Consider the following 13,472-nt stretch of genomic DNA (forward strand, 5'->3'; position numbering starts at 1 on the left):
ACACCGGAGCAAGCTCGGCGCGGCCCAGAGCGAGCCCGCCGCCAGCCGCGGCGAAACCACAGCCCGAGAACCAAGCGCCGAAATCCAGGTGCCTCGGGGCCGGGCCCATGCCGCGTGGGTCATATGGAGGAGGACGCCATGAACCAGCAGCCATACCAATCAAGCAGCGGCCTACCAGCCGACCCGCTGACCGTCATGGCAGCCTCCCTGGAGCCCAAGCGGGCGGTGTCCTACATCCGCGTGTCCACTCGCGGCCAGGCCGAGCGCGGTGGGGCCGAGGAGGGTTTCTCCATCCCCGCCCAGCGCGAGGCCAACAAGCGCAAGGCCGCTTCCCTCGGAGCACTGATCGTCAAGGAGTTCGTGGACCGCGGCGAGTCGGCTCGCTCCGCCAACCGGCCCGAGCTGCAGAAGATGCTCCGCTATCTGCGCGAGACGCCCGAGATCGACTTCTGCATCGTCCACAAACCGGACCGCCTAGCAAGAAACCGCGCCGACGACGTCGAGATCAACAAGGCCTTCGACCAGGCCGGTGTGCGCCTGATCTCCACATCCGAGAACATCGACCAGACCCCCGGCGGCATGCTGCTGCACGGCATCATGAGCTCGATCGCCGAGTTCTACTCCCGCAACCTGGCCAATGAGGCTATCAAGGGCATGAGCCAGAAGGTCAAGAACGGCGGCACCATCAGCAAAGCGCCCCTGGGCTACCGCAACGTCCGAACACGGGATGAGCAGGGCCGCGAGGTCCGCACCGTTGAGCTCGACCCCGAGCGAGCACCCCTGATGCGCCTGGCCTTCAGCGAGTACGCCACCGGCAGGTGGACCGTCCGCCAGCTCGCTGAGCACCTCAGCGGCCTGGGCCTGGATGTCCCGGCTACCCCCAGCAAAGCCGCCAGGCCTCTGAGCGCCAACCGCCTGCAGAACCTGCTGCGCCACCCCTACTACCGCGGCGTGGTCACCTTCCAGGGCGTGGAGTACCCCGGAAACCACGAGGCACTGGTGGATGCAGAGACCTGGCAGACGGTACAGACCATCCTGACCACCCACCGCAACGGCGAGCGCCAGCGCCTGCACAACCACTACCTCAAAAGCACCGCCGTCTGCGGACACTGCGGATCACGCCTGATGGTCCAGAACGCCAAAAGTCGCGCCGGCCTCATCTACCCCTATCTGGTATGCACCCGGCGCCACCGCCTCCACACCTGCGACTTTAGCGCCGTCCTGATCGACCAAGTCGAACAGCGCGTAGCCGAGCTCTACCGCTCCCTCGTCCTCAGCCCCCAGGACCGCCACATGATCCAGGCCTACCTGGACGAAGAACTAGACCACATCCAAGCCAGCTCCCAAAAAGACATCCGCGCCCTGCGCATGCGACGAACCAAACTGGAAGACCAGCGCCGCAGCCTACTCCACGCCCACTACGCCGGAGCCATCCCCCTGGAATTGCTCAAAGAAGAACAAGACCGCCTGGCCCGCCAACTCACCGACATCGAGCGCAGCCTCAAGGAATACCAAGCAGACGCCACCCTGGTCAGAGCCCACCTCGACCAAGCCCTCGACCTACTCGAAGACTGCCACCGCATGTACACCGCCGCCCCCGACCACCTCAAGAAGCTACTCAACCAAGTCTTCTTCAGCCGCATACTGATCAACCCCAAAACAGACCACCGCGGCAACGTCATCTTCCCGCCAGACAGGCTCAACCCCACAGCCACGCAGCCACCGACGGCACCAGACGCAGCAGACGACCCAGACCCGGCCCACGACACTGCACCCGCGGCCATCATGACCAAGCTGCCCCTCACCAAAGACGCAGCCAACACCACCAGCGCCCTCGGACTGCTCAACCCGCTGTTCGACCAGCTAGCTAGCCCTGCCCTGCGCGCCGCCGCCCAACAGACACCCACTGACCAAGGCGCGTCCATGAGCGACCGGCCATCACCGGGCACAGACCAAGACGCACCGGGCATCGGCCAGCAGGAGCCAGGTGCAGACCACGAGACGAAGATCACCGGCATGCGAGCGCCAGATCCAGGACGAGAGACATGGGATGAGGCAGACCAAGAGACATCTGCCACCGACCACAACATGTGGGACGCCAGCCAGCAGGCGCTAGGCACCGACCGAGAGACGTGTCTCGCCGACCAGGGACCTGATCCGGAACACAGGCCCCACGGACCTAGCAGCGGCAATGGCCAGTCTCCACAACGCAAAGCACCTGCCCTGAAGGGCAGGTGCTTGCAGACCCCCGACACAGACCCCAACCATGCGCTGCATGACGAGGGTTTGAGTAGGGGGGTTGTGGTGCCCCCGGCGGGACTCGAACCCGCACGCCCACAGGCAGCGACTTTTAAGGTCGCGGTGTCTACCAGTTCCACCACGGAGGCCGGGCGCGCCCTGAGGCTCTCCCGCCACCGCAACCTAGCACTCCGGTCGCCGGCTTGAAGGACGACGTCGGAGGCTCACGCAGTGTCCGCGCGCCCGCGGGCGACGCGACGCCCCGTCTATGATGGTCGCCATCATGTTCGACATCAACGCCATGCGCGAGGTCCCGCCACAGCATCGACTGATGGGGACGACCGGATACAGGGAGAAGCTGAGCGATGCCGGCGAGCGTGTTGTTCTGACGTCGGACGGCCGTCTGGATGAAGACTTCTTCGATGCTCTCAAGTCGGCAGGCCTGACCGCCGCGTCACGCCGGGCCGAGGACGGGCAACGCATGGTGGTATACCCTCGGAATACGTGGCTGCAATCATTTCGCGGTGTTCTCAGCGCGACCGCGGTCGACAACCAGGGCCACCTCAAGATACTGCTCTCCCTGTTGATCGACTACGCCGATCGGGCACAGCGCGAAACCGGTTACGCAATTGAGATCCCGTCCCTGACCGGAGTCGTCATCGACAGGACCAATCGTAGAGCGGAGGTCGTACCGATGGCCATGAAGGCTCGGCCTCACGTCGATGCCAATCACGGCAATCAAGGGGCGCGTCCTGCCGCCATCATTGTTGAGCAGGCCCTTGAGGGCGAGCGGCAGACCATTACAACGGCGACGACCTACAGACAGAAGATAGATGCGCTCATAAGGGGCGCTCGATGAAACCACCGGCACCCTGCGGCAGGAGGCGCCGCCTTGAGATCTTCCACGTTCCTGTCATCTCCGGCAACGGGCAGGGCAACCATGAGGGAGCGCCGGCTGGCCGCTCGCGAGCTGTCGCTCAGGCTCAGGTGCCGGCTGACCGAGGACCCCGTCGACCAGCTCGCCATCGGCGACAGCGCCCATGGCGTCTTCTTCCTGAGCGACGCCATGAGGAACATATCCGTGGCGGTCAAGATTCACCGCGCCCCGGAGAAGGGACAGCGAGAGCTCGAGGCGCTGCAACGAGCCCGGGGGTATGGGTTAACAGCGCTGATACCGGCGTTCGATGAGATGATAGACGCGCCCGGCGTCGACGGCGCCTTTCTGGTGACGACCACGATGCCCGGCCTGGATCCTTTGACCACCACCGACTGGGGAGGCTCCGGGGACTGGAACGGGTATGTCGTCGAAAACGCCTACCTCGGGCGCATCGCACTGACGCTGGAGAGCACGAGCCGTCATATCGCGCGGATGCATCGGCACCTGACACACGGCGATCTACAGCTGAAGAACATCGGCACCGCCCTCGACGCCCCGGACGACGGCTATGTCACCTACGACCTCGAAGGCAGCACCTTCAAGAGGGACTGCCGTGGTGACCAGGATGAGCACGACTACCTCACGCGCTGCGCCGAGGACCTCCTGACATATGTCAGGTCGCTGATATCCAAGGGATTTCTCGCCCACAGCAGCACCGAGATATTCGAGGGCGAGCTCCTCGACAGGATTATCGAGCCCTACCTGGAGGCCGGTGGCGACCCGGCAGTGCTTGATGGCAATATTCTCGAGTCCTGCGTCGACGCGCACCGCTTTCGCGACGGGCGTCTGCAGGGAGCAGCAGGCCATGGGCGGCTCCGGATCTAAATGGCGAGGCGAGTGCAAGCGCCTGCCCGCCGCACACAACTTCGGCTGCGGACCGTACAAGACCGCGCCGCGACCACAACCGTCTCATGACGCCGGGCCGCGCGACGGCACCGTGGTACCCCCACTGGGATTCGAACCCAGGACCATGTGCTTATCAGGCACGCACGAGGTATAAGCTCGCTGCTCTAACCGCTGAGCTATGGGGGCCCGCCGGAACCGGACGGTGGGCCCCGCTCGCTCCGACGCCCGAACCCTACCGCACCAGGAGCCTCAGCATCTCCCCCGATGTGGCGGACACAAGGCCGTCGTCGTCCTACGCTGTGGGTGAGAGCCCCGCCGCGGGGCGTCCCCGTCCGCACAGGAGTGTTCATGAAGCTCGCTCAGCGCGCCCGCAACGCCCAGCCCTTCCACGCGATGTCCATCGGCGCACGCGCACGCCAGATCGAGGCCGCGGGCCGCCATGTGGCCAAGCTGAGCCTGGGCGAGCCGGACTTCGGCGCCCCGCCCGGGGTTCACGAGGCCATGCGCGCCACCATGGACGGACGCCCGCTGCCCTACACGCCCGCCGCGGGACTGCCGGCGCTGCGCGAGGCCCTCTCCGAACTGTACGCCTCGCGGCACGGGGTGAGCGTGGATCCCCGCAGGATCCTCATCACGGCCGGGGCCTCGGCGGGCCTGCTGCTGGCCACGGCCCTGACCACTGAGCCCGGCGACGACGTCGTCATGGCCGACCCGTGCTACCCCTGCAACCGCGAGCTCGTCGAGGCCTTCGGAGGCCGGGTGGTCCTGGCCCCCACGAGCGCGTCCAGCCGCTACCAGCTCGACGTCGAGGCGATGACGGTGGCCTGGACTCAGGCCACGAGTGCCGTCATGCTCGCCACGCCGTCGAATCCGACGGGCACGACCATCCCCTTCGACGAGCTCGCCCGCATCTGCGAGCAGGCGCGGGCCCGCGACGCGTGGCGGATCGTCGACGAGATCTACCTGTCGCTGGCCGACCCCGACGTCGAGGGCGGCGCGGCCCGCACGGCGCTGGAGACCGACCCGGAGGCCATTATCGTCTCCAGCTTCTCGAAGTACTTCGGCATGACCGGCTGGCGCCTGGGCTGGCTGGTGCTGCCCGAGGAGCTGCTGGACGCTGCCGACAATCTGGCCGTCAACTTCTTCCTGTGCGCCTCCACGCCCACTCAGATGGCGGCGCTGGCCTGCTTCACGCCGGAGGCACTCGCCTCCTGCGAGGCGCGCCGGGTCGAGCTGAAGGCACGACGCCGGATCGTCCTGGACGGCCTGAAGGAGATCGGGCTGCCGGTGCCGGCGGAGCCCGACGGCGCCTTCTACGTGTACTTCGACGTCTCGGGCACAGGGCTGGACTCGATGACCTTCTGCTCGCGGGCCCTGGAGGAGGCGCACGTCGCCCTGACCCCGGGGGTCGACTTCGGTCCCGCCATGGCCGACACGCACGTGCGCCTGTCCTACGCCGCATCGCGCGAGGAGCTCGCCGAGGGCATCAGGCGGCTCGGAGGCTTCGTGGGCGCACTGGGCTGAGGTCCGGGACGGTCGTAGGCGCAGGGTGCCGCGAAAGATCTCGGCCGGCCGGGTCCGCTTTCTAGAAGAGATCATCTATTCCACATGCGGCCGCGCCGGGCATACGGTCGCCGTGTGGCAAGACCCTCGAAGTACACGGCAGACGATATTCTCGACGGCGCTCTGCACGCCGTCGCGCTCCACGGCCGACAGGCCTCCGTCGCCGACATCTCCCAGGCCACCGGGGTGACGACGGGCTCCATCTACCACCGCTTCAGCTCCCGCGACGAGCTCTTCGCACGCCTGTGGCTGCGCTCCATCAGGCGCTTCCATGCCGGCCTGCTCAAGCTCGCCGCGCAGGAGGACGCCGGCCTCGCCCTGGTGGCCAGCGCCGTCTACGTCGTGAGCTACAGCCGGGACAACCGCGAGGAGGCGCTCGCCATGACCCTGTGGCGCCAGCCCGCGCTGGCACGGACCGGGCCGGAGGCGGTCCGCCAGGAGGCCCTCCACATCAACGACGACTACCTCTCCGTCACCCGCGCGCTGGTGGCCAGGCGCTACGGGCGGGTCACGCCGCGCCGCATGGAGCTGGTCACGGCCGCCTGCCAGGCGGTGCCCTACGGACTGGTCCGCCCCCACCTGGCCGAGGGAACCCCTGTCCCCGACTGGCTCGACGACGTCGTGCGCGCCGCCGCCGGGGCGATCCTGGACCTCGGCGACCAAGAGCCGTGATCACTCGCGCGGCGACGCCACGACCAACTCGCTCCCGGCCCGTCGGGCAGCGGCCGCAATGCCGTCCGGCGGGACCCTGTCCGCGATGAGCCCGGTCAGGTCGTGCCACGTGCCGACCTCGAAGCTGCCCACCACGCCGAACTTGGTGGAGTCCGCCAGGACGTAGGTCCGGCGGACGCCGAATCGGCGCCAGTCCCTCCTGGGTGCGCGATGAAGCCGTGCAGCGGATACGTCGGCAGCATGCCGAGGGCGCGCGAATCGTCATTGCCACCGCCACGGAGCGGCGTCTTGCAGAGGCCCTGCTCACCGCCGTCGGCATCCCCTACGACCTGCTCTCCGCCTCCATCCTGATCGAGACCCCGTCCGGAATGGAGTTCGCCGACCACCGGGTCGGGACGCGCAAGGCGGAGGCGCTCCGCGAGCAGGGCGTGCCCATTGAGGCGGCGGAGTTCGTGACGGACTCCCTGGCCGATCTGCCGACCGCTCGCGCGGCTGCGCGAGTCGTCCTCATCGGCGCCTCCCCGAGGACGCGACGGCGGTACGCGCGAGCAGCCGTCTCGCTCGCGGTTCCCGTCATGTGAGTCGCCCCGCGACCTCATTGCGGAGGGACCGCCGCTCCCCCGCCCTGCCGCGCCTCCGGAGGCGCTCAGGAGCCGCCGTCGGGCCGGGCCGCGGCACGGGGCAGCAGGACGTGCTCGACGCCGTCGAGCAGCGAGGCGATAATGAGCTCGAAGTACTCCTCGCTGATGCGGTTCTTCTGCTCCTCGTCGGTCAGCGGTACGAAGAAGTTCCTGACCATGACATCGAGCCCCTCGGACCTCGCTGTCATCGCGCCGAGCCGTCTGACCATGGCGGACATGTCGTAGGCACGTCCACCGCCCCTGGTGCGGTGCATCCGCATGTCGCGCATGCCGATTGTGGAGACCGTCACGTTGAAGATCATTGCGTAGGCCAACGGCGCCAGAGTGCCGAAGCCGGCGTCGGCCAGCTTGGCCATCGCCATGTCGATGACGGGCAGGAAGGACTCGGTGATTCTACCCATGGCCAGCCGGTCGGTGACGCCGGGGTAGCGCAGGAACACCGGACGGTAGGCCGTGAGCAGCTCGGTGAACCACTCCTTCCAGTCCAGGTCGGCGCCGGGGAGCTCGACCGACGAGCAGACCTCCTCCACGACGGCGTCGCACAGGTCGTCCTTCTGCGGGAAGTAGTGGTAGATCACGGAGGGCACCACGTCCAGCGAGCGCGCGATGTCGCGCATCGACCAGCCCTCCACCCCGTGCTCCCGGGACAGGCGCACCGCCTGGTCGAGAACTGCCCCCCGATTCAGGCCCGCACGTCTGGAGGTCGGGGACCTGGTACTCATGCGCCCCAGGATAGACCACTGTCGTTCAGCCCCTGACGGGGCAAGACCTTTCAGCGGTCTCAGCCGCACCGCTCCGACCATCATCGCCGTCTGCCTCCTGGCCGCGACCTGCGCTCTCAACTCGTGCACCCGAGACTGCGGCCGGCCCCGCCGCCTTGGCCGGCCCTCCCCGCAGTCGTTAGACTCGCACCGCCCAGCGGCAATCCCAACACAGCGGACGAACAGGCGATGATTCATGTTCCTTTCGTGCTGTCTCTCTCCTCTGACAGCGAGCCTCCTCAGTACTGAGGACGGTGCCGACGTCGGCGGAGGGGAGGCCAACCTCGTACTCCCCGACCTGTCCGGCATCCTCGTGACCCCGGGCCTGAGCGGACGGGCCCTGCTCCTGGTGGGCATCGGCATCTGTCTGCTCGGCCTCGGCTTCGGCACGGTCACCTTCCTGCGCCTAAGCAGGGCCCCCGTGCACTCCTCGATGCGGGAGATCGCCGAGATCATCTACTCCACCTGTCAGGCCTATCTGGTGCGGCAGGGGCGCTTCCTCATAATCCTGTGGGCGTTCATCACCGCCGTCATCGTCGTCTACTACAAGGCGCTGGTCGGCTTCGGGTGGGCCAAGGTCGGTATCGTCGTGCTCTTCTCCCTACTCGGGATGGGCGGCTCCTACTGCGTGGCGTGGTTCGGGATCCGGGTCAACACCTTCGCGAACGCGCGGACCGCCTTCGCCTCCCTGCGCGGCAAGCCGCACGAGGTGCACAGGATCCCGCTGCGGTCGGGCATGAGCATCGGCATGGTGCTCATCAGCCTCGAGCTGCTCATGATGCTCGTGATCCTCCTGTTCCTGCCCCCGGACGTGGCTGGCGCCTGCTTCATCGGCTTCGCCATCGGCGAGTCCCTGGGGGCCTCGGCCCTGCGCATCGCGGGCGGCATCTTCACCAAGATCGCCGACATCGGCGCCGACCTGATGAAGATCGTCTTCAAGATCGACGAGGACGACCCCCGCAACCCCGGCGTCATCGCCGACTGCACCGGAGACAACGCCGGCGACTCTGTGGGCCCCAGCGCCGACGGCTTCGAGACCTACGGCGTCACCGGCGTCGCCCTGGTCACCTTCGTCCTGCTGGCCGTCTCGGACGCCCGGCTCCAGGCGCTGCTGCTGGTGTGGATCTTCACGGTGCGCGCGGCCATGATCCTGGCGGCCTGGGCCGCCTACGGGATCAACGCGGCGTGGTGCCGAGCGCGCTTCGGGGACGCCGAGAGGATGAACTTCGAGACCCCGCTGACCACCCTGGTGTGGCTCACCAGCGCCCTGTGCATCGCACTGACCTACCTGGCCACCTGGCTGGTCCTGGCCGGGCAGGGCACCGGGCTGTGGCTGCGCCTGGCCACGATCATCACCTGCGGGACCCTGGCCGGGGCGCTCATCCCCGAGCTGGTCAAGGTCTTCACCTCCACCGGGTCCCAGCACGTCCGCGAGACCGTCAAGTCCTCGCGTCAGGGCGGCGCCAGCCTCAATATCCTCTCCGGCGTCGTGGCGGGCAACTTCTCCGCCTTCTGGCTCGGCATCACCGTGGTCGGGCTCATGGGAGGCGCCTTCCTCCTGTCCGGCTCAGAGCTGGAGGAGATCATGGTGGCGCCGGCCGTCTTCGCCTTCGGCCTGGTCGCCTTCGGGTTCCTGGGCATGGGGCCGGTGACCATCGCCGTCGACTCCTACGGTCCGGTCACCGACAACGCCCAGAGCGTCTACGAGCTCTCGCGCATCGAGGAGCTCGACGGCATCGACGCCGAACTGCGGCGCGACTTCGACCTCGCCCCCCGCTGGGAGAGGGCCAAGTTCCTCCTGGAGGACAACGACGGCGCCGGCAACACCTTCAAGGCGACGGCGAAGCCCGTCCTCATCGGAACCGCCGTCGTGGGCGCCACCACCATGATCTTCTCGATCATCATCGGACTGACCGACCACCTGACCAGGGGCATCGAGAACCTCTCCCTCATGCACGCGCCCTTCCTCCTGGGCCTGATCACCGGCGGGGCCGTGGTCTTCTGGTTCTCCGGAGCCTCCATCCAGGCGGTGACCACGGGCGCTAACCGGGCCGTCGCCTTCATCAAGGAGTCGATCCACCTGGACAAGGGGGCCGAGCGCGCCTCCGTGGAGGACTCCAAGCGGGTCGTCGACATCTGCACCCAGTACGCCCAGCAGGGGATGCTCACGATCTTCCTCGCGGTCTTCTTCGCGACGCTGTCCCTGGCCTTCGTCGAGCCCTTCTTCTTCATCGGCTACCTGGTGTCGATCGCGGTGTTCGGCCTGTACCAGGCGATCTACATGGCGAACGCCGGGGGCGCGTGGGACAACGCGAAGAAGGTTGTCGAGGTCGACCTGCACATGAAGGGCACCGCTCTGCACGACGCCTCGATCGTCGGCGACACCGTCGGCGACCCCTTCAAGGACACCTCGTCGGTCGCGCTGAACCCCATCATCAAGTTCACGACCCTCTTCGGCCTGCTCGCCGTCGAGCTCGCCGTCAGCCTGACCGCACAGGGACTGGGGACCCTGGTGCACGTCCTGGCGGCGGCCTTCTTCCTCGTGTCCCTCTTCTTCATCCATCGATCCTTCTACAGCATGAGAATCCCCGCCCGCACGAGCAATGACGACGACCTTGATGAGATCCTTGTGAAGGACTGAAGAACCCGTGGAGGTACGGTCATGAGAATCGCCATTAAGTACGACGACATCGACATCTCGTCCGCCGGCCGTGTCGCGGGCCACGAGGCCGGCGACACCCTGGTGCGGCGGCTGCTGAGGATCTTCCCGGAGTCGACCGTCATCGCCCCCGTCCCCCGGCAGAGCGAGGACTTCGACGTCGTTCCCCTGGAGGGACTAGATCCGACGGATCTCGTGGTCATCAACATGGACGCAGCGGACTCCCCCCATATCTGGCAGGTGCTCTCCCACGCGCCCGGCACGGCACCGGGAACGGTGGCGGAGCCCCGGATCATGAACTTCGTCTGGCGCCCCGTGCCGTCGAACGCCCCGAAGGTCCACATGGCGACACTCGCGCTGTCGTGCGCCCTGTTCCCGACGTTCGCGGACTCCCAGCGCACCGCCAACGAGGTGCGCGAGCTCGTGGCGAAGTGGACGGCGCAGCACCTCTACGAGAAGTCCACGCTCGCGTGGGTGAACCTCGGATTCCGACTCGACCACATCCAGCCGCGCGCCTACTCGGATGTGCCGATCGTTCTGTACCCGTCGATCTACCTCACCCGAGGGAAGCACCCAGAGCAGTTCTTCCGGGTCATCGAGCAGGTGCGTAGGGCGGTTCCGCTCAAGGTCGAGATGCGGCTGCAGGAGGACAGCCTCGTCTCGGAGGCCGCAATGAGCATCTCCCAGCGGGACTGGGTGTGGATGGGGCCGCTGACCGCCACCAGGCAGTCCTACTGGGAGGCACTGGCGCGAACGACCGCCTTCCTGGCCACCGCGGACAAGGTGTCCTACGGCCTGCTCTACGTGGAGGCGCTGGGCGCGGGCGTGATCGGCATCCTGCCCGACCGAGACTGGGCGCGCGCCCTCGTTCCGCCGTCCTACCCCTTCATCTACCGCGACCTCGGGGAGGCGGCGACGATGCTCACCCGGGCGCTGAGGGAGCCGGAGGCCTGCCGCAGGCAGATGGACGAGGCCGCGGGTGGTTCATTCTCGGCCTGGATCGCCCGTCACCACTCCGATGACGCCTTCGACAAGGCGATCGTGGCGCGTGTCAGCGAGTGGTTCGGCGGCTGATCCCCTGGTCCCGGGGCCGCTGGTCTCGAGGCTGCTGGTCCCGGGGCCGCCCCCTTCTCGCCGAGATCGGTTCACTTCCGCACCGAGATCGGTCGTATTCCGCGTCGAGGTCGGTTTAAGGGGCGGGCGGCCGCTCTGCCGCGTGCGGCCCGCCTCCGCACCCGCCCCATAGGTGGAGCCCGGGGTCTGCGTTTCGACGCGAGCCGGGCGGCGCTGGTCGCACGAGCCCGCAGGGCCGGTAACGAGTCGAGTGGGCCCCGTCGGCCTGGCGCGGTCGTACTAGGTCCTGTTGTGGAAGTCGTCGGGGTCGGCGCCGGCAGTGCGTGCGTCGGCCTGGCCGGAGGAGAGGGTTGCACATGGGAGAGGAGGGGCTCGCCGGGACGAACGCGAGTCTTCCGCGTGATTCCGCGGTTTTTGAGTTTCCGTCAGGATGGGCTGCCGCGCTCCCATGTGCGCAGACCCCCCTGTGCGCACATGGGAGCGCGGCATCCGGTCTTGACGCTCCGCTAAGATCCGCGGAATCCCAACGAAATACCGTATTCGCCCCACGAAGGCCCTCCTTTCCCATGTGCAACCCCGCCTGAGCGGCCTTCCTGTCGGCCCCGACCATGAGCTTACGGCCGCCAACCGGTCGCACCGCCACGCGCCAGAACCGCCCCAGACCCTGCTGCGGAAGTCGTCTGAGCTAGTGGCCGGTGCCGGCGCTGCGTGCGGCGGCGTGCGGCGACCCGGTACCGGACGGCGAGCAGGACACCGCGTGCGGCAAGACCGCGATGGTGCCCGAGACGGCTGAAGCCGCGTTCCACAGCGCTCGGGGCCGCGGTGGGCGAGAGCATCTGAAGGCCGGCGGTCTTCTGCCGCGGGATCCCCTTGCCCTGGCGGTTCCTGACCCGGTTGTCGGGGGTGCAGGGTGGTGGCGCGGCGGTCTTGCCGGCCGGGGCCCGCTCGAGGCGTCCCGTTGATCAGGGCCCGCAACGGGCGCTCACCAGCCCCGCCCCCGCCGGAACGCCTCGCCAGCAGCCTCGGCAGCCCCACCTGCACGAGGCCATGGCGGGTCGCGATGTCTACTCCCGGCCAGAGACCTCCGCCGGTGTCACAAGATGAGCCCACAATCCGCGCCAACCCGCAAGACCCTGTCCGCGCCACGCCGACCGCCCCCGGCACTCCCGTAGCGGGGTCTAGTGGTCCTGGGCCTCCTCGGCGTCGTCGGTGAGGTAGGAGATGCTGCGCACGAGGTCGAAGGGGTCTGCGGTGTCGGTGGTGGTCAGGGTGCCGGAGACGGGCTGCGGGGGTCCGCCGGCCACGGAGTAGGTCGCGGTCCACGTCGTGGTCAGCGTGATGGTCACGCCGCGGGCCGTGCGGGAGTACCTGTGGTAGACGGTGTGGTCGGGGTAGGCGGCCCCCGGGTCGGTGGTGGTGGTCGTGGTCCCGTCGCCCCACTGCCAGGTGTAGGACACCGGCGTGGCGACGACGCTCACCTCCTGGTCCCCCACCCGGGTGACCAGCTCCTGGGAGGCCGACGAGGTGTAGACGATGACGATCCTGGACACCAGGGCCCGGGCCCCGGGAGGCTGGCGCACGACGCCCGACCCGGAGGCCATGACCCTGGAGACGTCGGCCGAGGTGACCACCACCGGCACCCCCGCACGCCCCCACGGCCCGGCGGACCCGCCCGGCCTCCCCAGACCGCGCCACGCGACCGCACAGCTCCCACGTCTCGCCTCAGGAACACCAGCACACGGATCCTCCCGCTCCTGCTCCACCACCCCCTCCCCACCACCAGAACCACCCCCATAAGACCCACCCCCCGCCTCCGGAACCGGATCCACCACCTCCGTACGCGTATGCGTCACTCCTACAGAATTCCCGCTCCCTTCAGAAGAGAAAACCGAGTCACTGTCATTCCCCATGGCGGTCGGTGGCACCATCACCTGCACCATCGTCACAACAGCAATCGGATGGACTGCCGGGCGTGTCTCGGACTGTGGTTGATTGTGTTGGTCAGGCGGCTTTGTTACTGCTTACCAAATCGTGTTCGGCCTCGTTGGGTGTCCGGTACCCGAGCGCCGAGTGAAGACGCG

9 protein-coding genes, 2 tRNA genes and 1 pseudogene are annotated in these 13,472 nt (G+C 67.8%); 8 read left to right on the plus strand and 4 right to left on the minus strand.

What is annotated here, in order from left to right; genetic code table 11:
• Nucleotides 1–195: 195 nt before the first annotated feature.
• Nucleotides 196–1,248 (plus strand): annotated as a pseudogene (locus tag ACO6D6_RS15175) (recombinase family protein); the annotation flags it as partial.
• A 1,054-nt stretch (nt 1,249–2,302) separates the two neighbouring features.
• Here ACO6D6_RS15175 and ACO6D6_RS15180 read toward each other — a convergent pair.
• Nucleotides 2,303–2,387: transfer RNA gene (locus ACO6D6_RS15180), tRNA-Leu, on the minus strand.
• A 134-nt stretch (nt 2,388–2,521) separates the two neighbouring features.
• Between ACO6D6_RS15180 and ACO6D6_RS15185 the strand changes: the two genes are divergently transcribed.
• Nucleotides 2,522–3,097, plus strand: coding sequence for a hypothetical protein (locus tag ACO6D6_RS15185; RefSeq protein WP_484786078.1), 576 nt, complete (start codon nt 2,522–2,524; stop codon nt 3,095–3,097).
• Nucleotides 3,098–3,178: 81 nt separating this feature from the next.
• Complete coding sequence (locus ACO6D6_RS15190) at nt 3,179–4,000, plus strand: BUD32 family EKC/KEOPS complex subunit (protein WP_484786079.1); 822 nt, start codon at nt 3,179–3,181, stop codon at nt 3,998–4,000.
• A 113-nt stretch (nt 4,001–4,113) separates the two neighbouring features.
• On the opposite strand, the gene ACO6D6_RS15195 is transcribed toward ACO6D6_RS15190, so the two are convergent.
• Nucleotides 4,114–4,207 (minus strand) — tRNA-Ile (locus tag ACO6D6_RS15195).
• 162 nt (nt 4,208–4,369) lie between these two features.
• On the opposite strand from ACO6D6_RS15195, the gene ACO6D6_RS15200 reads away from it, so the two are divergent.
• The 3 genes from ACO6D6_RS15200 (at nt 4,370) to ACO6D6_RS15210 (ending at nt 6,837) form a co-directional block, all read left to right on the plus strand.
• Complete coding sequence (locus ACO6D6_RS15200; RefSeq protein ID WP_484786080.1) at nt 4,370–5,545, plus strand: aminotransferase class I/II-fold pyridoxal phosphate-dependent enzyme; 1,176 nt, start codon at nt 4,370–4,372, stop codon at nt 5,543–5,545.
• 114 nt (nt 5,546–5,659) lie between these two features.
• Nucleotides 5,660–6,256: a TetR/AcrR family transcriptional regulator gene (locus tag ACO6D6_RS15205; protein ID WP_484786081.1), complete on the plus strand. Its 597-nt coding sequence runs from the start codon at nt 5,660–5,662 to the stop codon at nt 6,254–6,256.
• A 182-nt stretch (nt 6,257–6,438) separates the two neighbouring features.
• A complete protein-coding gene (locus tag ACO6D6_RS15210; RefSeq protein ID WP_484786086.1) occupies nt 6,439–6,837 on the plus strand; it encodes a haloacid dehalogenase-like hydrolase in 399 nt (132 codons plus the stop codon).
• A 65-nt stretch (nt 6,838–6,902) separates the two neighbouring features.
• Here ACO6D6_RS15210 and ACO6D6_RS15215 read toward each other — a convergent pair whose 3' ends face one another.
• A complete protein-coding gene (locus ACO6D6_RS15215; RefSeq protein ID WP_484786082.1) occupies nt 6,903–7,619 on the minus strand; it encodes a TetR/AcrR family transcriptional regulator in 717 nt (238 codons plus the stop codon).
• Between the two features lie 235 nt (nt 7,620–7,854).
• On the opposite strand from ACO6D6_RS15215, the gene ACO6D6_RS15220 reads away from it, so the two are divergent.
• Nucleotides 7,855–10,299, plus strand: a complete 2,445-nt coding sequence (locus ACO6D6_RS15220) for a sodium-translocating pyrophosphatase (RefSeq protein WP_484786083.1) — start codon at nt 7,855–7,857, stop codon at nt 10,297–10,299.
• Between the two features lie 21 nt (nt 10,300–10,320).
• The gene (locus ACO6D6_RS15225) at nt 10,321–11,391 is read left to right on the plus strand and encodes a glycosyltransferase family 1 protein (protein WP_484786084.1); all 1,071 of its coding nucleotides are present in this window, start codon (nt 10,321–10,323) and stop codon (nt 11,389–11,391) included.
• 1,178 nt (nt 11,392–12,569) lie between these two features.
• Here ACO6D6_RS15225 and ACO6D6_RS15230 read toward each other — a convergent pair.
• A complete protein-coding gene (locus ACO6D6_RS15230) occupies nt 12,570–13,244 on the minus strand; it encodes a hypothetical protein (protein ID WP_484786085.1) in 675 nt (224 codons plus the stop codon).
• Nucleotides 13,245–13,472: the final 228 nt, after the last annotated feature.

Source organism: Arachnia sp. (genome assembly GCF_057238465.1).

Coding starts and splice junctions, on each gene's coding strand:
- ACO6D6_RS15185 (WP_484786078.1), top strand. CDS start 2,522: ATGTTCGACATCAACGCCATGCGCGAGGTCCCGCCACAGCATCGACTG.
- ACO6D6_RS15190 (WP_484786079.1), top strand. CDS start 3,179: ATGAGGGAGCGCCGGCTGGCCGCTCGCGAGCTGTCGCTCAGGCTCAGG.
- ACO6D6_RS15200 (WP_484786080.1), top strand. CDS start 4,370: ATGAAGCTCGCTCAGCGCGCCCGCAACGCCCAGCCCTTCCACGCGATG.
- ACO6D6_RS15215 (WP_484786082.1), bottom strand. CDS start 7,619: ATGAGTACCAGGTCCCCGACCTCCAGACGTGCGGGCCTGAATCGGGGG.
- ACO6D6_RS15220 (WP_484786083.1), top strand. CDS start 7,855: ATGTTCCTTTCGTGCTGTCTCTCTCCTCTGACAGCGAGCCTCCTCAGT.
- ACO6D6_RS15225 (WP_484786084.1), top strand. CDS start 10,321: ATGAGAATCGCCATTAAGTACGACGACATCGACATCTCGTCCGCCGGC.